At 71.5% G+C, this 19,879-nt stretch carries 16 protein-coding genes, 1 pseudogene and 1 riboswitch; of the genes and pseudogenes, 8 read left to right on the top strand and 9 right to left on the bottom strand.

The window, feature by feature from the left end; genetic code table 11:
• Positions 1–41: 41 nt before the first annotated feature.
• The 4 genes and pseudogenes from AC5RUW_RS05405 to AC5RUW_RS05390 form a co-directional block, all read right to left on the bottom strand.
• Positions 42–296 (bottom strand): hypothetical protein, encoded by a 255-nt coding sequence (locus AC5RUW_RS05405; protein WP_494007120.1) that lies wholly within the window; start codon positions 294–296, stop codon positions 42–44.
• Positions 297–376: 80 nt separating this feature from the next.
• Positions 377–754: a DUF948 domain-containing protein gene (locus AC5RUW_RS05400; protein WP_494007121.1), complete on the bottom strand. Its 378-nt coding sequence runs from the start codon at positions 752–754 to the stop codon at positions 377–379.
• 183 nt (positions 755–937) lie between these two features.
• Positions 938–1,564, bottom strand: coding sequence for a 30S ribosomal protein S4 (gene rpsD, locus AC5RUW_RS05395; protein ID WP_494007122.1), 627 nt, complete (start codon positions 1,562–1,564; stop codon positions 938–940).
• Between the two features lie 680 nt (positions 1,565–2,244).
• Positions 2,245–3,636, bottom strand: a pseudogene (locus tag AC5RUW_RS05390) (replication-associated recombination protein A); the annotation flags it as partial.
• A 177-nt stretch (positions 3,637–3,813) separates the two neighbouring features.
• On the opposite strand from AC5RUW_RS05390, the gene AC5RUW_RS05385 reads away from it, so the two are divergent.
• Positions 3,814–4,467 (top strand): acVLRF1 family peptidyl-tRNA hydrolase, encoded by a 654-nt coding sequence (locus AC5RUW_RS05385; protein WP_494159757.1) that lies wholly within the window; start codon positions 3,814–3,816, stop codon positions 4,465–4,467.
• 3 nt (positions 4,468–4,470) lie between these two features.
• Here AC5RUW_RS05385 and AC5RUW_RS05380 read toward each other — a convergent pair whose 3' ends face one another.
• Together AC5RUW_RS05380 and AC5RUW_RS05375 are read right to left on the bottom strand one after the other, a co-directional pair.
• Positions 4,471–5,571 (bottom strand): nitronate monooxygenase, encoded by a 1,101-nt coding sequence (locus AC5RUW_RS05380; protein WP_494159756.1) that lies wholly within the window; start codon positions 5,569–5,571, stop codon positions 4,471–4,473.
• 26 nt (positions 5,572–5,597) lie between these two features.
• On the bottom strand, positions 5,598–6,434 hold the full coding sequence (locus AC5RUW_RS05375; protein WP_494159755.1) for a PhzF family phenazine biosynthesis protein: 837 nt from the start codon (positions 6,432–6,434) through the stop codon (positions 5,598–5,600).
• A gap of 147 nt (positions 6,435–6,581) precedes the next feature.
• A riboswitch (SAM riboswitch) is annotated at positions 6,582–6,701 on the top strand.
• 48 nt (positions 6,702–6,749) lie between these two features.
• Here AC5RUW_RS05375 and AC5RUW_RS05370 point away from each other — a divergent pair.
• Positions 6,750–7,256, top strand: a complete 507-nt coding sequence (locus AC5RUW_RS05370) for a flavin reductase family protein (protein ID WP_494159754.1) — start codon at positions 6,750–6,752, stop codon at positions 7,254–7,256.
• A 108-nt stretch (positions 7,257–7,364) separates the two neighbouring features.
• Here AC5RUW_RS05370 and aspS read toward each other — a convergent pair whose 3' ends face one another.
• Entirely contained in the window at positions 7,365–9,170 is a 1,806-nt protein-coding gene (gene aspS / locus AC5RUW_RS05365) for an aspartate--tRNA ligase (RefSeq protein WP_494159753.1), read from the bottom strand.
• A 126-nt stretch (positions 9,171–9,296) separates the two neighbouring features.
• Between aspS and AC5RUW_RS05360 the strand changes: the two genes are divergently transcribed.
• From AC5RUW_RS05360 to AC5RUW_RS05350, 3 genes are all read left to right on the top strand, one after another.
• Positions 9,297–10,679, top strand: a complete 1,383-nt coding sequence (locus tag AC5RUW_RS05360) for an APC family permease (protein WP_494159752.1) — start codon at positions 9,297–9,299, stop codon at positions 10,677–10,679.
• A gap of 143 nt (positions 10,680–10,822) precedes the next feature.
• Complete coding sequence (locus AC5RUW_RS05355; protein ID WP_494159751.1) at positions 10,823–12,103, top strand: sensor histidine kinase; 1,281 nt, start codon at positions 10,823–10,825, stop codon at positions 12,101–12,103.
• Complete coding sequence (locus tag AC5RUW_RS05350; RefSeq protein ID WP_494159750.1) at positions 12,100–12,774, top strand: response regulator; 675 nt, start codon at positions 12,100–12,102, stop codon at positions 12,772–12,774. Before AC5RUW_RS05355 ends, AC5RUW_RS05350 begins: the two co-directional genes overlap by 4 nt.
• A gap of 31 nt (positions 12,775–12,805) precedes the next feature.
• Here AC5RUW_RS05350 and hisS read toward each other — a convergent pair whose 3' ends face one another.
• Positions 12,806–14,167, bottom strand: a complete 1,362-nt coding sequence (gene hisS, locus AC5RUW_RS05345; RefSeq protein ID WP_494159749.1) for a histidine--tRNA ligase — start codon at positions 14,165–14,167, stop codon at positions 12,806–12,808.
• A gap of 196 nt (positions 14,168–14,363) precedes the next feature.
• Here hisS and AC5RUW_RS05340 point away from each other — a divergent pair, with 196 nt between their 5' ends.
• From AC5RUW_RS05340 to AC5RUW_RS05330, 3 genes are all read left to right on the top strand, one after another.
• Positions 14,364–15,128 (top strand): peptidylprolyl isomerase, encoded by a 765-nt coding sequence (locus AC5RUW_RS05340; RefSeq protein ID WP_494159748.1) that lies wholly within the window; start codon positions 14,364–14,366, stop codon positions 15,126–15,128.
• Between the two features lie 32 nt (positions 15,129–15,160).
• Positions 15,161–16,600 (top strand): DUF349 domain-containing protein, encoded by a 1,440-nt coding sequence (locus AC5RUW_RS05335; protein ID WP_494160195.1) that lies wholly within the window; start codon positions 15,161–15,163, stop codon positions 16,598–16,600.
• A 111-nt stretch (positions 16,601–16,711) separates the two neighbouring features.
• Positions 16,712–17,305 carry a hypothetical protein gene (locus AC5RUW_RS05330; protein WP_494159747.1) on the top strand — a complete coding sequence of 198 codons (594 nt, stop codon included), beginning with the start codon at positions 16,712–16,714 and terminating at the stop codon, positions 17,303–17,305.
• Between the two features lie 3 nt (positions 17,306–17,308).
• Here AC5RUW_RS05330 and AC5RUW_RS05325 read toward each other — a convergent pair whose 3' ends face one another.
• Positions 17,309–19,660, bottom strand: coding sequence for a RelA/SpoT family protein (locus AC5RUW_RS05325; RefSeq protein ID WP_494159746.1), 2,352 nt, complete (start codon positions 19,658–19,660; stop codon positions 17,309–17,311).
• Positions 19,661–19,879: the final 219 nt, after the last annotated feature.

Genomic DNA, 19,879 nt, shown 5'->3' with positions numbered 1-19,879 from the left:
CGCCCGGCGTGTGGGCGGCGCGCGGAAGATGGTGGGGCGGCTCAGCGCCGGGCGGCGGTCATGGACCGGGTGACGGACTCGCCGTCGTCCATGCCCAGGGCGGCGCGCAGGTCGGTTTCGCGCTGGTCCATCGCCTCGCGCATGGCTTCGGTGAAGTTCTGCACCGCGTCGGCGGCGCTGCCGATGGCGCGGTTCAGGCCGGCGGGACCGACGGCGGCGCGTGCGTCGGAAAGGCGCCGGACGGCGATGACGCCGATCGTGACGCCGACTGACATCCAGAAAACCCGCTTGATCATTGCTGCTCCTGTGCTCGCGGTTGGGGGTGCGTGGCTGGTGTGCTGCCGGCCGGCAGCCGCACCTGGGTGGCCGACCGGGGTCAGCGGCTCCGCCTGCGGCGGCCCGAACCCTTGCCGGACGCGGCCAGGGCCGAACGCACGCCGTAGGTGAACGCCGAGACCTTGATCAGCGGCTGCCCGACGGTGGCTGCCACCAGCGAGCTGAGGGCCGAAATGTTGGCCGAGGCGTCGGAGACGTTCGAGGAGATGCCGTCCACCTTCTGCAGCTGCGCGTTGGTGGTCGAGACCGTGGTGGTGACTTCGTCGATCAGCGGGGTGGTGCCGTCGCTGAGCGTGCGGATCGCTCCCCGCAGTTCGTCAAAGACCTTGCCCAGCTTCCAGACCGGTACGGCCAGCAGGGCGACCAGAACGGCGAAGACGCCGGCGGCGATCAGTCCGGCGATATCTCCACCTGACATGGCTCTCCTTTGGAGTTGAAGATTGTTGGCTTTCCGCTATGTACCTTACCTACTGCGCGCCGCCGGCACTTACTTTGTGCCGTGCGGGCCTGCTGCGGCAGGGCCCGGGGCCGGGTTAACCACACAGCCCGCGGCCCACAGAGGGCCGCGGGCTGTGCCGGGTTATGAAACCAGGATCCGCGATTAGCGCGCGTAGTATTCCACGACGAGCTGCTCTTCGCAGGTCACGGGGATCTCGGAGCGCTTCGGGCGGCGGACCAGGCGGGCCTGCAGCTTCTCCAGCTGCACGTCCAGGTAGCCCGGAACCTGCGGCAGGACATCGCGGTGCGCGCCGGCTGCGGCGACCTGGAACGGAGCCATGGTCTCGCTGCGCTGGTGCACGTGGATGAGCTGGCCTTCGGAGACGCGGAACGACGGGCGGTCCACGCGCTGGCCGTCAACCATGATGTGGCGGTGCACAACCAGCTGGCGGGCCTGGGCGATGGTGCGGGCGAAGCCGGCACGCAGGACCAGGGCGTCGAGGCGCATTTCCAGCAGTTCGACCAGGTTCTCACCGGTCAGGCCGGCGGTGCGGCGGGCTTCCTCGAAGAGGCGTCCCATCTGGGCCTCGCGGATGCCGTACTGGGCGCGCAGGCGCTGCTTCTCGCGCAGGCGGACGGCGTAGTCGCTGTCCTGCTTGCGGCGTGCACGGCCGTGCTCACCCGGGGGGTACGGGCGACGCTCGAAGTACTTGGCTGCCTTGGGAGTCAGGGCAATGCCGAGGGCACGCGAAGCGCGGGCCTGACGGCGGGCACGTGTGTTGTTAGCCACGTTAACCTTTCACTGTTTCGGCGGTTTGGCCGCAGGACGGGATCAGGTCCCGAAATCTGCGACTGCTGAGTGCATGCTGGCCTCCATTAGGGAGAGCTCCGGTCAACCGCTGCCGTCTGCTACAGTCCCGAGCCGAGGCGCACGAAGGCGTCCGGCACGGGCTTGCCAGTCAACCGTCAATGTTAGCACGGCCTGCACCGCCGGTAATCCGACCCGACGCCGGCCGCCGCCGGCGCCTCCCGGGCGTTGCGCGCTGCCCCTGCAGCAGTCCCGACGGAGGGCCCGGTGGCCGGTTCGGCAACAGATGTGGCCTAGGGGTTGGGCGGGGTCTTAGCCTTCGGCTGGGGCGGGGTTCCGGCCTTGGTCTTCGCCCGGGGCTTGGTTTTCGGCTGCGGCTTCTCTGCGTCAGGTGCGGCTGCCTGCGCCCGAGGCCCGGCGTCCGCGCCGCCGGCCGGCCGAACCTCGGGCACAGGCATTTCCGACACAGGCTTTTCCGGCACGGCCGTCGACGTCGCGGGCTTGGCGGCCGCCACCTCCGATACCGGAGCCGCGTCTCCGGCAGCAGCCGGCGCGTCCGCCGTCGGAGCAACCGCTTCCGGAGCAGCCGCAGCGGCCGCAGCAGCCGCAGCCGCCGCCAGTGCCGGGGCCGCCGCCGGTGCCGCCCGCAGGGGCATCGGCGTGCCCCGGATGATGCCGCGCAGCCGTTCCAGGCGCGGCCCGATCTCCCGCTCCACGCCGTTGCCGGTGGGCTCGTAGTAGTTGCGGCCCACCAGGTCGTCCGGCGGATACTGCTGCCGCGCCACCGAGTGCGGTGCGTCGTGCGAATAGACGTAGCCGCGGCCGTGGCCCAGCTGCTTCGCCCCCGGGTAGTGCGCGTCGCGCAGATGCGCAGGGATCCCCTGGCCCCGGCCGGCGCGGACATCGGCGATTGCGGCGTTGATTCCCGCGTAGGCGGCGTTGGACTTAGGTGCCGTCGCCAGGTGCACCACGGCCTCGGCCAGGATGATCCGGGCCTCCGGCATGCCGACCAGCTGCACGGCCTGCGCCGCGGCAACGGCGGTCTGCAGGGCGGTGGGATCAGCCATGCCGATGTCTTCGGCGGCGGAAATCATGATCCGCCGGGCGACGAAGCGCGGGTCCTCCCCCGCTTCCAGCATCCGTGCCAGATAGTGCAGCGAGGCGTCGACGTCGGAGCCGCGGACGGATTTGATGAAGGCGCTGGCGACGTCATAATGCTGGTCTCCCGCCCGGTCGTAGCGCAGCGCCGCCACGTCGAGCGCTTTTTCGGCGTGCGGCAGCAGGATCACCGGCACCCCGCCGTCGTCGGACCCGCGTTCCGAGAAGGCGACGCCGGCGGCCGCCTCCAAAGCGGTGAGGCCCCGCCGGGCATCGCCGGCGGCAAGCCGGACCAGGTGTTCGAGGGCCTCGTCGCTCAACGTGACCCGGCCGGCGAGTCCGCGTTCGTCCGCCACCGCCCGGTTGAGCAGCCCGGCGATGTCCTGTTCCGTCAGCGGCCGGAGCGTCAGCAGCAGGGACCGGGACAGCAGCGGGGAGACCACGGAGAACGACGGATTCTCCGTGGTGGCAGCGATCAGGACCACCCAGCGGTTTTCCACGCCGGGCAGCAGGGCGTCCTGCTGGGCCTTGTTGAAACGGTGGATCTCGTCGAGGAACAGCACGGTGGTAATGCCGTGCAGGTCCCGGTTGGTGAGGGCTTCCTCCATGACCCGGCGGACGTCCTTCACGCCGGCGGTAATGGCGGACAGCTCCACGAATTTGCGCCCGGCGCCGCGCGCCACGACATGGGCAAGGGTGGTCTTGCCGGTGCCCGGCGGGCCCCAGAGCATGACCGAGGTGGGGCCGGCGGGGTTCCGGTCATCGGCGGACTCAGCCAGGGTCCGCAGCGGCGAGCCGGGTCCGAGCAGATGCTGCTGCCCGACCACCTCGTCCAGGCTGCGGGGCCGCATCCGGACCGCCAGCGGACTGCGCGGGCGCCGCGCCGCACTTCCCGCAGGCGCCTCGTCGGCGTCGTCCCGGTCCTCATCGAAGGCGCTGCTGAACAAATCGCTCACCGTTCCAGCCTACTGGTGCCCGCGGACAGTCCGCGGCGCCGGCCGCGCAGCACCCCCGGAAGTGCTGAGGCAGGGTCCGGCCGGCGGGGTCTGGCAGACTCGACAGAGTCACCGCACCGCCAGCGATCCACCCAGCACCGGCCCCGACCCCTCCCAGCACACCGCAAGGACCTGATCATGACCGTAACCCGTCGGACGAGCGTGCCCGGCCCCCGGCTGGCCGGCTGGCTCGACCGTTTCGCCGCCGCCCAGGGGCCGTTGACGGTCACGGCCACCGATGAGGGACTGGAGGCGGCAGCGGCGAACGGTGCCCGGGCCGTGCTGGCTGCGCCCTGGCCTGAGGACGGACGTCCCGGACGCGGTGCGGACGACGTCGGGCGCCTCGCTGCGCTGGCCGGCCAGTCGCGCACCGTCGGGCTGGTGCTGGTGCGCCGCGGCGGCTGGGCCGTGGGCGTGGCCAGGGAGGGACGGCTGCTGCGTTCCAAGACGGGCAGCCGGTATGTGCAGGGCCGGACCGCCGCAGGCGGCGGCTCCCAGCAGCGCTACGCCCGACGGCGCGCCAACCAGGCCGATGCACTGGTGGAGGCGGCGGCATCAGCGGCCGCGGTGCTCTTTGCCGCAGCATCGGCCGGGGACGCCGCGCCCCAGTATCTGGCCGCCGGCGGTGACCGGCTGCTGATCAGCCAGCTGCGGGAGGCCAGGGCCCTGCAGCCATGGAGCCGGCTGCCGCTGCTGCGCCCGGTCGATGTGCAGGACCCGAACCTCGCGTCGCTGCGCAGAGCTGCATCCGACGCGTGTTCCGTAGCCGTCACCATCCATCTGCCGGACTGACGCTCAGCGCACTCCGGCCCAGAGCTCCTCGACAATCCCGGCAGCCGGCAGCGGGCGGGCCTCACGGAAGCCCCGCCCGGCCCACAGGCTCATCAGGTCGGCGTCTCCCCGCTCGGCGGCTTCCGCCCGCAGCGGCCGGGTGATCTGGTTGACCAGCGGGTAGGCGGCCGGCGCGTCACGGTGCCGGCGCATGAAGTCATTGGTCAGGCCGCGTGCCCACCGGCCGGAGAAGGCCCGGGTCAGCGACGTATCGGCGAACCGCTCCCCCGCCAGGGCCTGGCGGTGCAGCGGGTGCGTTCCGGCTTCAGGCGCCAGCAGCAGGGCCGTGCCCACCTGGACGGCGTCCGCCCCGGCCGTCAGCAGCTCCGCCACCTGCCCCGGCCCGCTGATCCCGCCCGCGGCGATCAGCTGCACTGTTTCGCGCGGTCCGGGCAGGACGTCCCCGAGGACGGTGCGCACACCCTCGAGCAGGTCCGGAAGCGCATCGGTGCCCGGCTCGGCGGCGGTGCGCAGCGTGCCGCGGTGGCCGCCGGCGTCGGGGCCCTGGACGCAGAGGATCCGCGCCCCGGATCCGACGGCGGCTTCCGCCTCCTCGGGGTCGGTGACGGTGATGACGACGGCGGTTCCCGCCTCGTGCAGCTGCCCCACCACCTCGGCGGTGGGCGCCCCGAAGGTGAAGGACACCACCGGTACCGACATCTCCAGGACCAGGCCCAGCTTCGCCTCCCAGCCGTCGTCGTCGGCGGCGTCAGGCAGCGGCAGCGGCTGCCGCGTGGGCGGCAGGGCACCCGTGGCCTGCTCATCAAGCAGCTGGCCGCGGTACTGTGCGGCCGCCTCGTACGCGTCCGGGCCGGTGCCGGAGGTGGACGCCGTCTCCTGCGTGTTGGCCGCGTCCGGGACGAAAAGGTTCACTCCGAACGGGCGCCGCGTCAGGTCCTGCAGGCGTGCGATCCGGCCTTCCAGCACATCGGCGGCCAGGTAGCCTCCGGCCAGGAAACCCAGGCCGCCGGCGTCGGACACGGCGGCTGCGAGTTCGGGCGTGGACGGGCCGCCGGCCATGGGGGCGGCGATGATCCGCCGCGGCAGGTCATAGAGGCTGAACACAGCGGGCTCCTCGGGTCATCGGTCGGTCAGAGGCGGACGGAGCCGTCGACGCAGGTGACGGACTCGCCGCCGACCCAGATGCCGCCGTCGCGCTGGAAGACCCGCACCCGGCCCTTCCGCCCGACGGCGGTGCCCTGGCTCACCACGTAGCGGTCGGGCGCCAGGCCCGCGCCGATCAGCCACACGGCCAGGCCGGCGTTGAGGCTGCCCGTGACGGGGTCTTCGGCGATGCCGAGGGCCGGCACGAAGGCGCGGACCTCGAAATCGGCCTCCGAGGTGTCCTCGTAGGGGCCGATCACGCCCACCCGCAGGCTGCCGAGGGCGGCGTTGTCGGGCTTGAGCGAGAGGACCGTCTCGGCGTCGGCCAGCAGCAGGCCGAGCCAGCCGGGTCCGTTGTCCACCCAGGCATGGTCGCGGACCTGGTCGATGCGCAGGCCCAGGGCCGTCACCGCCTGGGTGAGGGTGGCGTCGTCGAGCGGGCCGCTGCGCCGCAGCTGCGGAGCTTCAAAGGCGGCCAGCCCGGCGTTGGCGTGCAGGGTGACGATGCCGATTTCGCACTCCTGGAGCACCGTGCCGGGAGTGCGGGGCCGGTTGCCCGCCTCCAGCCAGGCGTGGCAGCTGCCCAGCGTGGGATGCCCGGCGAACGGGATCTCCCCGTTCGGCGTGAAGATCCGGACGCGGTAGTCGGCGCCGGCGATGGTCGGCGGCATCAGGAACGTGGTCTCCGAGAGATTGGTCCAGCGGGCGAACTGCTGCATGGCCTGGTCGGAGATGTCCTGGCCCTCCAGCACCACGGCCACGGGGTTGCCCAGATACGGGCTGCTGCCGAACACGTCCACCTGCTTGAACCAGCGCTCTCTCATGCCCACACCCTACTACCGGGCTGCCGGGCGGCTGCGCCGACGACGCGCGCCCTGCGTTCAGGCGGCGTTACAAACTGTTGCGGCCCGGGCCCGCCGTCGGCCGGGCCGTTTGCCCCTCGACCGTGCCGGCCCTAGATTGGGAGCCAGAATCAAGAGTTCCAGCCAGAGGCCCTGGCCGGCTGGACGGCAACCCTCTCGCCGTAGCGGGGTGCTCCAGGTGACGATTCGGCCGCTCCGGTGGATTTCCCGCTGCGGCAAGTACAGCGTCCCTTCGCATGCAGCAGCGCGGAGGGCGCCTCAGGCAGAGGACGTCCCATGACACTTGTTACCGATCTCCAGCCGACCGCCCTGCGCCGTGCCTTCGGGCGCTTCCCCTCCGGCATCGCCGCTCTCTGCGCAGAGGTCGACGGCGGCCCGCAGGGCATCGTCGCGTCGTCCTTCACCGTCGGGGTCTCCCTCGATCCGCCGCTGGTGATGTTCGCCGTGCAGAACTCCTCCCGCACCTGGCCGGTCCTGAAGCGGGCCGGCAGGATCGGCGTCTCGGTCCTCGGCACCGGGCACGACGGCGTCTGCCGCCAGATCGCCTCCCGCGACGGGGACCGTTTCGCCGGCCTCAGCCTGCACCAGGCGGAAACCGGCGCACTGTTCCTCGACGAGGCTGCGCTCTGGCTTGAATGCTCGGTGGAGAACGAGGTCCCGGCCGGAGACCACGCCGTGGTGCTGCTGCGGGTACACGGCTACTCCACGCACGAGGAACGGCACGAACCGCTGGTCTTCCACGGGTCCGCGTTCCGGAACCTGAGCGTGCCGGCGTTCGCCTGACCCCGCCTGCGGGCCGGGCCGCCTCGGGGCGGGAGCGCACGAAGCCCGGCTGCCAACACGGCAGCCGGGCTTCGTCGCAGACCGGACCTGGCTACAGGCCCGGCTTCGTTACCGGCCGGACGGGGAAGCGGGAGCGTCGGCAGGCTTGTCCTGCTTCTTCTCCGGCTTGAAGTCGACGCCGGCTTCCTTGCGCTGCTGCGCGCTGATCGGAGCCGGAGCGTTGGTCAGCGGGTCGTAGCCGCCGCCGGACTTCGGGAACGCGATGACGTCGCGGATGGACTCGGCGCCGGCCAGCAGGGCCACCACCCGGTCCCAGCCGAAGGCGATGCCGCCGTGCGGCGGGGCGCCGTACTTGAAGCCCTCCAGGAGGAACCCGAACTGCTCCTGCGCGGTTTCCTCGGAGATGCCCATCACCTTGAACACGCGCTCCTGCACGTCACGGCGGTGGATACGGATGGACCCGCCGCCGATTTCGTTGCCGTTGCAGACGATGTCGTAGGCGTAGGCCAGCGCGGAACCGGGGTCGGTGTCGAACGTGTCGAGGAACTCGGGCTTCGGCGAGGTGAACGCGTGGTGCACGGCCGTCCACTCCCCCGCTCCTGCGGCGACGTCACCGGCTGCCACGGCCGCTGCCGCGGGCTCGAACATGGGCGCGTCGACAACCCACACGAAGGCCCAGTCGCCGGGATTGATGAGTCCGGTGCGGTGGCCGATCTCCACGCGGGCGGCTCCGAGCAGCGCCCGGGCCGAGGACTGGTCACCGGCGGCGAAGAAGATGCAGTCGCCGGGCTGGGCGCCGACGGTGCCGGCCAGGTTCTCGCGCTCGAAGTCGGTGAGGTTCTTGGCCACCGGGCCGGTCAGGCTGCCGTCCTCCTGGACCAGCACGTAGGCCAGGCCCTTGGCGCCGCGCTGCTTCGCCCATTCCTGCCAGGCGTCGAGGGTGCGGCGGGCCTGCGAGGCACCGCCGGGCATCACGACGGCGCCGACGTACGGGGCCTGGAAGACGCGGAAGGTGGTGTCCTTGAAGAACTCGGTGAGTTCGGTCAGTTCCAGACCGAACCGCAGGTCGGGCTTGTCGGAGCCGTACTTCGCCATGGCCTCGGCGTAGGTCATGCGGCGGATCGGGGTTTCGATCTCGACGCCGATCAGCTTCCACAGCGACTTCACGATCTGCTCGCCCAGGGCGATGATGTCGTTTTCCTCGACGAAGCTGGCCTCGATGTCCAGCTGGGTGAATTCCGGCTGCCGGTCGGCGCGGAAGTCCTCGTCGCGGTAGCAGCGGGCGATCTGGTAGTACTTCTCGAACCCGCCGACCTGCAGCAGCTGCTTGAACAGCTGCGGGGACTGCGGCAGGGCGTACCAGGAGCCCGGGGCCAGGCGGGCCGGAACGACGAAGTCGCGGGCGCCTTCAGGCGTCGAGCGGGTCAGGGTGGGGGTTTCGATCTCGACGAAGCCCTCATCGTGCAGCAGCTCGCGGGCCACCCGGTTCGCTTCGGAGCGCAGGCGCAGCGCGGCGGCCGGGGCCGGGCGGCGCAGGTCGAGGTAGCGGTGCTTCAGGCGGGCTTCCTCGCCGACCTCCACATGCTCGTCGATCTGGAAGGGCAGCGGATCGGAGGTGTTGAGGATGACCACCTCGTCGGCGATGACCTCCACCTCGCCGGTGGCCAGCGCCGGGTTCTCGTTGCCCTCGGGCCGCTTTTCCACCTTGCCGGTGATCTGCAGGACGTATTCGTTGCGCAGCCCGTGGAAGACCTCCTCCTCCCGCACCACCACCTGCGCCACGCCGGAGGCATCACGCAGGTCGAGGAAGGCGACGCCGCCGTGGTCCCTGCGCCGGGCCACCCAGCCTGCAAGGGTGACGGTCTGACCAATATGCTCGGCCCTCAGGGTGCCAAGCGCATGTGTGCGCAGCAAAGCAGTCCTCTCAAAGATTGCTTGCGGAAAACACGGTTCCCGCTCAAGGTGAATAGAGATCTCCACAAGAGTTTACCGGTGTTCGCTCCGTTTCCCCGCCGCCGCCTGCGGCCCGGCAGGAGGTCCATGCCCAGCAGCAAGCCCGTGCGTCCCCTCGGCGGCTTCGATGCCACCATGGCCGGGCTGGGATCCATGATCGGGACCGGGCTGTTCGTCGTGTTCCCGCCGGCCGTCGCCGCCTCGGGCGGCCTGCTGCTGGCGCCCTGCCTCATCGCGGCCCTGGTGGCCTACTGCTGTGCGGTGTCCACCTACCAGCTCGCCGGCGCGGTCGATGACCGGCTGCCCGGCACGGACCGCGGCTGGCTGCGCGACGGCGGAGCCGCGCGCACCGCGGCACGCATGCTGCTGGGACCCTACGCCGGCTTCCTCACCGGCTGGCTGCTGATCTGCGCGCTGCTCGCGGCCGCGGGAACCGCGGCGCTGACCTTCGGCACCTACGTCTTCGGTGACCGTGCCGGAATCGCCGCCGCGGCGGCCGTTGCGGCCCTCACCGTGGCCAACATCCTCGGTGCCGTCCGCGGCACCTGGGCGTCGAGGTTCATCGTGGCCTTCGTGATTGCGGTGGCCGGGTTCGCGGCCATCGCCGCGTTCAGCGTCCCGGAGCGGCCGACGGCGGGACTGCCGGCACCCGAGGAGCCCACCGCCGCCGGGGTGCTGCAGGCCGCGGGGGTGGTGTTCTTTGCGTTCGCAGGCTACTCGCGGCTGGCGTCCATGGGGCCGCAGGTGAGGCGCAGCGGCGTCAACATTCCGCGGGCGCTGCCGGCCGCCGTCGCCGTCGTCCTCGCCCTGTATCTGGCGGTGGGCGAGTCGCTGCTGGCCTTCTTCGGCCCGTCCGCCCTCGCGGTCGCCGAGGCTCCTCTGCTGGTCCCGGTCCAGTCGGTGCAGAGCACGGTCGGCACGGGAGCGGTCACCGCCGCCGCCGCGGTCGCCGGGCTGGGCGGCGCGTGGGCACTGATCGGGGCCATCGGACGCACTGCGGCGTCGATGGCGGACGACGGCGACCTGCCGCGGCTGTTCCGCAGCGCCGGTTCGGAATCCGGCAGCGTCCCCGGCTCCGGGCATCCGGCAGGCAACCGGCAGGCCCTGCCCGGGTCGGCGCTGGCAGCCCGGGTCCAGGCCCAGCCGTGGGCGGCGGAGGCGGCGGCCGGCGCCGTCGTCGTGCTGCTGTGTTTGAGCACGGAGCTGACCACCCTCCTCGCAGCCGCGTCCTTCGGACTGCTCCTGTATGCGGCGGTGACGGCGATGGGGGCCTTCGCCCTGCGGACCCGCCCGTGGTTCGCCCCGCGGCTGCTCAACTTCCTCGGCCTGGCCGGGGCGCTGCTGCTGGCCCTGGCGCTGCCGCCGCTGGTGATCGCGTGGATGGGGATCGTGCTGCTGTTCGGGCTGGTGGTGCGGCTGAGCTTCCGGCGCGGGCAGGACGCCCCGGGCCTGCTCCCGCCGCCGGGCTGACCGTACCGCCGGCGCATCCGGGCCGCGCCTCGAGCCGCGCCTCCGGCCTCCTGCGCCGGCCATCCCGCTCCTCCGGGCCCGGCTTCGGCATGTCCTCCGTTCGGGGGACGTGCCGGGGCCGCGCGGCTGGCTAGGGTGAAGGCATGTCCTCCGCCAGCTCTCCGCCCGCCGCAGGCAGCGCCGTCCCCGCCGCCGGCAGCCCCGGGCCCCGGATCTGGCCCGGCGGCGTGGTTGCCGCCGCCGGCTATTTCGCGGCCGGATCAGTGCTGATGCTGATGCAGGCCAACGTCGCGACGTTCCTGCCCGGTTCCGGGCTGCCCGGGCCGCCCTGGGACTGGTTCGCCTATCTGCTCCTCGGCTGCGCGGGGCTGCTCTTCCGCAGCGCCAACGTCCCGCTCATGCTCGCGCTGACCGGCCCGGCGGCGGTGCTGTGCCTGCTGGCCGACGCGGGCGTGACCGGTTTCCTGCTCACCTTCGAGGCCATCTACTCCGGCATCCTGTACGGCCGCCCACGGCTGAGCCGGGCAACGGCCCGCGTGGCGCAGGCCCTCGCGGCCGTCATGGTGGTGGTCGTCGCCGCCTCCTACCGCGACGTGGAGACGACCGTGCTGGCGACGGTGCAGGCGCTGGTGGTCTTCCTGATGCCGGTCTGGTGGGCCGGGGACCTGCGGGCGCAGCGGGACCGCGCCGAGGATGCCCGCGCCCGCGCCGAGGCCGAACGCCGGGATGCGCTCCACGCCCGCGAGGTGGCGGCCCTCCAGCTGGAGCTGGCCGTCACCGAGGAGCGGGCCCGGATGGCACGCGAACTGCATGATTCGATTGCCGGGCATCTGTCCGCGATCGCGCTGCAGAGCGGCGCTGCGGCGGCTGCAGCGGATCCCGCGCTGACCTCCCGGGTGCTCGGCCAGGTCCGTGCCGAAAGCCTGCGCGCCCTCGAGCAGATGCGCAGCATGATCGATGTGCTCGAGTCCCGGGACGGCCGCGGGCTGCCCGTCTCCGGGCAGGCCGACCTCGCGGACCTCGCGGGCTCCGCTGCCGCAGCGGGCACCCCGGTGCGGATCACCGGCGGGGAAATCCTGCCTGACGAGGCGCCCGCCGCCCTGCGCTCCGGGGTGTTCCGGATCGTGCAGGAAGCCCTCACCAACTGCATCCGGCACGCTCCCGGCAGGGAGGTGCTGGTCCGGCTTGGCACCGACGACGGCGGCGCGCTGCTCCTCGAGGTCGCCAACAGCCTGGTACCGGAGCCGGCAACCGGTGTGGACGCTGCCGGTGCGGATGCTGCCGCCGTCGGCATCAATGCCGGCTCCGGAATCCGGAACATGAAGCTGCGGGCCGCCCGGCTCGGCGGTACCCTCACGGCGGGCGCCGAGAACGGCCTCTGGCGCGTCGCGGCCCGTCTCCCCCTCACGGAAGGACCCCAATGACCGTACGGATCCTGCTGGCCGACGACCACTTCGCGGTGCGCGGCGGGCTGCGCATGATCCTCGACGCCGCCGACGGCCTCGAGGTGGTCGGCGAAGCGGCAGACGGCGCCACTGCAGTGTCAATGGCGCGCGCCCTGCGGCCGGATCTGGTGCTGATGGACGTGCAGATGCCCGGCATGGACGGCATCGACGCCACGGAAGCCATCATCGGTGCCGGACATGCCGCGGTGCTGGTGCTCACCACGTTCGAGATCGACGACTACGTCTTCCGGGCGCTCCGGGCCGGCGCGGCGGGCTTCCTGCTCAAGACGGCCGAGCCGGCGGAGCTGGTCCGCGCCGTCCGCCGGGTGGCCGACGGCGACAGCGTCCTCTCCCCCGAGGTCACCGGAACGCTGATCGCCGCGGCGCTGGGCGGAGGACCGGCGGCCGGTGCCGGCGGCGCGGAGGGTGCAGGCCGCGCACCCGGCACGGGCCCGGCCGCGCCCGTGGATACACTGACCGCCCGCGAGCAGGCCGTTCTGGACTGCCTGGCCGACGGGCTGTCCAACCAGGACATCTCCGCCCGGCTCGGGATCGCGGAGACGACCGTCAAGACACACGTCTCCCGCGTCCTGGCCAAGCTGGGTGTCGCGTCACGGGTGCAGGCGGCCCTGCTCTATCGGGGCGCCTGACACCGGCGCCGCCGGCCGAAGGTCTAAGCCGCTACGGCGCCGGCGTGGCCGCGGCCGCGGCCGCGCGCACCTGAGGCGCGAGGTCCTCCGCGGGCGGCATCCAGGCGGCGGGATCAGCGGGAACCTGGTCTCCGGAGCGGATGTCCTTGACCTCGTGCGTGCCGTCTTCCGACGTGAACCAGACGAAGGGGATGCCGCGGCGGTCGGCGTACTTGATCTGCTTGCCGAACTTCTCCGCCTTCGCGGCGACCTCCACGCTGATTCCCCGTGCGCGCAGCTGCGCGGCGACGTCCTGCGCCGCCGACCACGATCCGTCGTCGGTCAGGGTGACCAGCACGGCCGTCGGCACGCTGCGGCTGGCCTCGGCGAAACCCTGGCTCAGGATCCGCGAGACCAGGCGGGTGACGCCGATGGACAGCCCGACGCCGGGGAAGGTCCGGTTGCCCTTGGCGGCCAGCGCGTCGTAACGGCCCCCGGAGCAGATGGAGCCAAGCTGCTCGTGGCCCACCAGGACGGTTTCGTAGACGGTGCCGGTGTAGTAGTCCAGGCCGCGGGCGATGCTCAGGTCCGCCAGGACCCGGCCCGGTGCGCGACGTCCGGCTTCGGCGATGACCTCGCCCAGCTCGGCCAGACCTTCCTCCAGCAGGTCGTCTTGGACGCCCAGGGCGCGCACCTGCTCCACGAAGGAGGTGTCTTCCGTGCGGATGGAGGCCAGCGCCAGGGCGGCCTGCGCCTGCTCGTCGGTCGCACCGAGTTCATCGCGGAGCAGCTCGGCCACCCGCTCGGCGCCGATCTTCTCCAGCTTGTCGATGCTGCGCAGCACTCCGGCGGTATCGGTGAGGCCGATGCCGCGGTAGAAGCCCTCCGCCAGCTTGCGGTTGTTGACCCGGATCCGGAACTCCGGAATCGGCAGCGCGCCCAGCGCCTCGGCGATGACCAGCGCCAGCTCGACGTCGTACCGGAACGGCAGCTCACCGTCGCCCACCACATCGATATCGGCCTGGGTGAACTCCCGCGCGCGGCCCTCCTGGGGACGCTCTCCACGCCAGACCTTCTGGATCTGGTAGCGGCGGAACGGGAAGGACAGGTGCCCGGCGTTCTCCACCACGTACCGGGCAAAGGGCACGGTCAGGTCAAAGTGCAGCGCCAGCCGGTTCGGATCTTCGCGCCCGGCTTCGCCCTCCTCGGCCTGCAGCCGGCTCAGGGCGTAGACCTCCTTGTCGATCTCGCCCTTGCGCAGCAACTGGCCCACGGTCTCCACGGCCCGGGTTTCAATGTTGGTGAAGCCGTGCAGTTCAAAGGTGCGGCGCAGCACGTCGAGCACATGCAGTTCCACCAGGCGCTCCTGCGGCAGCCATTCAGGGAAACCGGACAGAGAGGCCTTGCGTGCCATGCGGGGAAGCTCCTTGGGAAAATCGGTGCGGGCTCCGCGGGCAGGCCGGGGCCGTCTCCGTGGAGGGTGGGTTCTGCAGACGGTGCTTAGACTGTGTGCGGCACTCATTTTAGCCCTACGGCGGCTCCCCGTGCCGCGGAGGGCGCCGTCGTCCCCGCTGTCCTCCCCGGGCGGCCCGGCAGACCAGGAGGAGAGCGTGCCCACCAAACGCATTGACCGCGAGACCCGACGCCGGATCGCCCGCATGGAGGCCCGCCGTGCCCTGGCCGCGGCGCAGGTCCGGCGCCGTCGGCGGGACAACCTGTTCGCAGGGCTGGCGGGACTGCTGGCCCTGGTGCTCGCGGTCGCCCTGCAGGCCTTCTGGTTCTCCAACGACCCCGCGCCCGACGACATGGCGCTGATCCGTGACCAGCAGGAGCGCGATGCCCGGACCGCAGCCGGCGTTCCGGACCCCGACACCGCCCGAGGCCGGACCTTCACCGGCACCCTGGACCTGAACGTGGGTGAGCTGGGCGTCGAGCTGGACGGCAGCGCCGCGCCGCAGGCGGTGGCAGTGTTCAAGCAGCTGGCCGACGACGGCACCCTGGCCGGGCGCAGCTGCCACCGGCTGACGGCCACCCCGGACATGGGCGTGCTGCAGTGCGGCTCTGAGGACGGAGAAGGCAGCGGCGACCCGGATTTCCGGTGGGGCCCGATCGAGAACGCCCCGGCCGACGGCGTGTATCCGGCCGGCACCATCGCGGTGGCCCGCGGCGCGACGCCGGACAGCCACGGCACCCAGTTCTTCATTACATATAAGGATTCGCGCATCACCCAGGACGGCGGCGGCTACACGATAATGGGTAAGGTAACGTCAGGGCTGGACGTCCTGGAATCAGTGGCCGCCGGCGGCATTGAGGCGGACCAGCAGGACGGCCGGCCCAAGACAGCGGTGGCGATAGATTCGTTTACCCTGAACTAAACGGAACACGACCGGGCAACCGGGCTCCGATTATCCCGAGCGAAAGACTTTTAGCGGTGACAGACAGTCAGAAATCCGACGACACGACGGGCCGGCCGGCCGCACCCCGGCCCGGCACGCCCAGCCCCGCCGCCTTCGCTGCGCGCCATCCCGCTTCGGCCCCGGCCGCAGCTGCGGCGCCGCAGCCCGTGGTTGCTGCGCCTGCCCTGCACCAGACGACGCTGGAGGAGGCTGCCGCCTTTGCCCGCGTCGAAGAGGACGGCCACGTCTTCCTCCTGGTCGACGGCGCCGAACACCCCGTCGGCCAGTACCCTGACGCCACCCGGGAGGAGGCGCTGGCCTACTTCGTGCGCAAGTATGACGACCTGGTCGCGCAGGCAGCGCTGCTGGAACAGCGCCTGGCCGCCAAGGCGCCCGCCGCGGATATGGGCAAGACCCTCAAGCACCTCGCCGAGCAGGTTGCCGAGCGGAAGTTCGTGGGCGACGTCGCCTCCCTGGACGCGCGCATCGAGGCCCTGTCGGCAAGCATCGCCGAGGCCGAGGCCGCCGAGCGTGCCGAGCAGGACGCAGCGAAGGCCCGCGAGCTCGCCGCCCGCGAGGCGATCGTCGCCGAGGCGGAGGACATTGCCGGCAAGGATCCCGCCACCGTGCAGTGGAAGACCAGCAGCAACCGCATGAACGAGCTCTTCGACGCCTGGAAGACCTCGCAGAAGAACGGCCCGCGGCTGGGACGCAGCACCGAAGACGCCCTCTGGAAGCGGTTCCGCTCCGCCCGGACCGTCTTCGACCGCCACCGCCGCGCCTACTTCTCCCAGCTGGACAACGAGAACGCTGCGGCCAAGAAGGCCAAGGAGGCCCTGATCGCCCGGGCCGAGGAGCTTGCCGACTCCACCGACTGGGGTGCCACGGCTGCGGAGTACCGGCGCCTGATGGACGAGTGGAAGGCCTCCAAGCGGGCCAGCCGCAAGGACGACGACGCACTGTGGGCCCGTTTCCGGGCAGCCCAGGACCGGTTCTTCGCGGCCCGGCAGGCCGCCAACGAGGTCATTGATGAGCAGTTCGCCGCGAACCTGCTGGTCAAGGAGGAAATCCTCAAGGAGGCCCAGGCCCTGCTGCCGGTGAAGGACCACCGGGCGGCACGGCGTGCCCTGACCGAGATCCAGGACCGCTGGGAGGCCGCGGGCAAGGTGCCCCGCGCCGACATGGGCCGGATGGAATCCGGGCTGCGCCGCGTCGAGGAGGCCGTGAAGGCCGCCGAGGACGAGCACTGGCAGCGTTCCAACCCTGAGACCAAGGCCCGGACCAACAGCGCCCTGAGCCAGCTCGAGGCCGTGATCGCCTCCCTCGAGGAGGACCTGGCAGCGGCCGAGAGCAACGGTGACGCACGGCGGATCGCCGCCGCGCGCGAGGCCCTTGAGGCCCGCCGGCAGTGGCTGGACATGCTGCAGAAGTCCGCGCAGGACTTCTCCTAACCCGCGCCGACGGCGGCCGGCCTTTCGCCGTCCGCCGCAAAGCCCCGGCGGTTTCCACAGGAAGCCGCCGGGGCTTTGCGCTTCCCGGCGGCAGTGGGCACGCTGGGCGGTATGCCCCCGCCCGCGCCGGATGCCCGCAGCACGCCGCCGGGCATCCGGCTGTTCCTGCCCGGCGCTCCGTTCTCGGCGGTGGAGCTGGCCGGGATGCGCCGGGACGGGCTCCTGCGGTATGTCTACGCGGGCGCCTACGCCGAGGCGCACACCCTGCCCGGCCCGGCGGAACGTGCAGCGGCTGCGATGTGGCGGCTCTCGGACGCGGTAAGGGCGCGGGCGGTCCTGGGGCGGATGAGCGCTGCCTGGGTCCACGGCTGCGCCGACGCGCCGGGACGGCCGGTGCTGCTCGCCGACAGGTCCCGCCGCAGCACGTGGATGCCCGGAGCTGTCCTGCACGAGGTGCGGCTCGGCCCGGCCGACGTCGTAACGCTGGGGGCGGCGCGCGTCACCTCGCCGCTGCGGACGGCGCTGGACCTGGCCTATCACGAGCCGGCCGCCCGCGCGGTGCCCGCCCTGGCGCTCCTGGGCACCGATCCGGACCTGGCCTGCCCGCTGGCGCACGTCCTCGCCGTCGTGCTGGCCCGCAGGCATGCTCCCGGCCGGGAGCATGCGCTGCGCAGCCTGAGGCAGGCCATGCCTGCCGGAGGATGAGGCTCAGGGCCGACGCTGGGATCCGGTGGTGCGGTACACGTCGTAGACGCCATCGATCCGGCGAACGGCGTTGAGGATGTGGTTCAGGTACTTCGGGTCGCCCATTTCGAAAACGAACTTGGACATGGCCACCCGGTCGCTGGAGGTGTTCACGCTCGCCGAGAGGATGTTCACGTGGTTCTCGGCCAGGACGCGGGTGACGTCGGAGAGCAGGCTCTTGCGGTCCAGTGCCTCGACCTGGATCTCCACCAGGAAGACGCTGGACTGGGTCGGTGCCCATTCCACGTCGACCATGCGGTCGGGCTGGTCCCGCAGGTCGTGGACGTTGCGGCAGTCGCTGCGGTGCACCGACACGCCCGAGCCGCGGGTGACGAATCCGACGATGGGATCCGGCGGCACCGGAGTGCAGCAGCGGGCGAGCTTGACCCACACGTCGCCGACGCCGCGCACCGTGACGCCGGAGTCGGAGAACTTGGGACGGCGGACCTGCGAGGAGATCGGCGCCTCCTCCAGGTCCTCCTCGGCACCCTGGTGCCCGCCCATGAGTGAGACCAGGTGTTCGATGACGTTCTGAGCGGAGGTGTGGCCGTCACCGACCGCCGCGTACAGGCCCGAAATGTCCTGGTGGTGCAGCTCCTGCGCGACGGCGGTGAGCGCGTCGTGCGTCATGAGCCGCTGCAGCGGCAGGTTCTGCTTGCGCATGCCGCGGGTGAGCAGGTCCTTGCCCTTTTCGATCGCCTCTTCGCGGCGCTCCTTGGAGAACCACTGGCGGATCTTGTTCCGTGCCCGGGGGCTCTTGACGAACCCCTGCCAGTCCTGGCTTGGCCCGGCGCCTTCGGCCTTGGAGGTAAAGATCTCCACCCAGTCGCCGTGCTGCAGTTCGCTGTTCAGCGGCACCAGCTTGCCGTTGACCCGGGCGCCGATGGTCCGGTGCCCCACCTCGGTGTGCACGGCGTAGGCGAAGTCCACCGGCGTCGACCCGGCGGGCAGAGCCATGACCTCGCCCTTGGGGGTGAAGACGAACACTTCCTGCGCGTTGATCTCGAAGCGCAGCGAATCGAGGAACTCGTCGGGGTCGGAGGTTTCCTGCTGCCAGTCCACGAGGGAGCGCAGCCAGCCCATGTCGTTGTTGTCCGGGGCCGGGGCCGCGCCGCCCTGGCGGCGGGCGCCGTCCTTGTACTTCCAGTGTGCCGCGACGCCGTATTCGGCGCGGCGGTGCATGTCGTGGGTGCGGATCTGGATTTCCACCGGCTTGCCGCCCGGGCCGATCACCGTGGTGTGAAGCGACTGGTACATGTTGAACTTCGGCATCGCGATGTAGTCCTTGAACCGCCCGGGCAGGGGGTTCCAGCGCGCGTGCAGGGCGCCGAGGGTGGCGTAGCAGTCACGGACCGAGTCGACGAGCACCCGCACGCCCATCAGGTCGTGGATGTCATCGAAATCCTTGCCGCGCACGATCATCTTTTGGTAGATCGAGTAGTAGTGCTTCGGGCGGCCGGTGATGGTCGCCTTGATCTTCACCGTGTGCAGGTCTTCGGCGATCTGGGAGCGGACGGTGGAAAGGTACTTCTCCCGTTCGGGCGTCCGGTCCCCCACCATGCGGACGATCTCTTCGTACACCTTCGGGTGCAGCGCCGCGAAGGACAGGTCCTCGAGCTCCCACTTAATCGTGTTCATGCCGAGCCGGTGGGCCAGCGGAGCGAAAATCTCCAGCGTCTCTCGGGCCTTGCGGGCCGAGGACTGGGGCGAGACGAACCGCCAGGTTCGGGCGTTGTGCAGCCGGTCGGCCAGCTTGATGACGAGGACGCGGATGTCCTTCGCCATGGCCACGACCATCTTCCGGACGGTCTCGGCCTGCGCCGCGTCGCCGAAGGTGACCTTATCCAGCTTGGTGACGCCGTCCACCAGCATGGCGACCTCGGGGCCGAAGTCCCGCCGCAGCTCATCGAGCGTGTAGCTGGTGTCCTCCACGGTGTCGTGGAGGAGGGCTGCGGCGAGCGTTGTCCCGCTCATGCCCAGTTCGGCCAGGATCGTCGCCACGGCCACCGGGTGGGTGATGTACGGGTCCCCGCTCTTGCGGGTCTGGCCCTGGTGGCTGCGTTCGGCCACCAGGTAGGCCCGCTGGATCAGGTCGAGATCCTCGCGCGGATTGTTCGCGCGCACGGTGCGCAGCAGCGGCTCCAGCATGGGCGAATAGCCGGGCTGGCTGCGTCCGGCCAGGCGCGCCAGGCGCGCCCTGGTACCGGTGCGGCGGCCGGGCCGGACCACAGGAGGAGGAGTCGGGGCCGGCACGGGTGCGGGGACGGCGACGGCCTTGTCGGACGCGGCGCCGCCGACCGGTGCGGAAGAGGGCACCCCGCCGCCGGGCCGGGACGATTCCAAAGCGCCGTTCGGGGGCGCAACAGGACCCGCACCGTCTTTCTCCGGTGCCTTGACCTTCTGCGTGCTTGACGCCGATCGTGCGCTCTCGGCCACTGCCGCCCTTTCGTTGCCAGCAAAAACCTTTAGCGTCCAGTCTATGCCTCCCCCGACCCGCACCAGTACCTTCCGCTGCCGCGGATTCTGCCACCTCCG

The organism is Arthrobacter sp. Y3222053 (assembly GCF_059092805.1).
Note: the sequence above shows the minus strand (reverse complement) of the source record. Positions and strands in the feature narration are given on the sequence as shown.

Excerpts from the sequence above, each read along its gene's own strand:
- AC5RUW_RS05405 (WP_494007120.1), bottom strand. The coding sequence starts at position 296 with ATGATCAAGCGGGTTTTCTGGATGTCAGTCGGCGTCACGATCGGCGTC.
- AC5RUW_RS05400 (WP_494007121.1), bottom strand. The coding sequence starts at position 754 with ATGTCAGGTGGAGATATCGCCGGACTGATCGCCGCCGGCGTCTTCGCC.
- AC5RUW_RS05385 (WP_494159757.1), top strand. The coding sequence starts at position 3,814 with ATGACCGTAACCCGTCGGACGAGCGTGCCCGGCCCCCGGCTGGCCGGC.
- AC5RUW_RS05375 (WP_494159755.1), bottom strand. The coding sequence starts at position 6,434 with ATGAGAGAGCGCTGGTTCAAGCAGGTGGACGTGTTCGGCAGCAGCCCG.
- AC5RUW_RS05370 (WP_494159754.1), top strand. The coding sequence starts at position 6,750 with ATGACACTTGTTACCGATCTCCAGCCGACCGCCCTGCGCCGTGCCTTC.
- AC5RUW_RS05360 (WP_494159752.1), top strand. The coding sequence starts at position 9,297 with ATGCCCAGCAGCAAGCCCGTGCGTCCCCTCGGCGGCTTCGATGCCACC.
- AC5RUW_RS05355 (WP_494159751.1), top strand. The coding sequence starts at position 10,823 with ATGTCCTCCGCCAGCTCTCCGCCCGCCGCAGGCAGCGCCGTCCCCGCC.
- AC5RUW_RS05350 (WP_494159750.1), top strand. The coding sequence starts at position 12,100 with ATGACCGTACGGATCCTGCTGGCCGACGACCACTTCGCGGTGCGCGGC.
- hisS (WP_494159749.1), bottom strand. The coding sequence starts at position 14,167 with ATGGCACGCAAGGCCTCTCTGTCCGGTTTCCCTGAATGGCTGCCGCAG.
- AC5RUW_RS05330 (WP_494159747.1), top strand. The coding sequence starts at position 16,712 with ATGCCCCCGCCCGCGCCGGATGCCCGCAGCACGCCGCCGGGCATCCGG.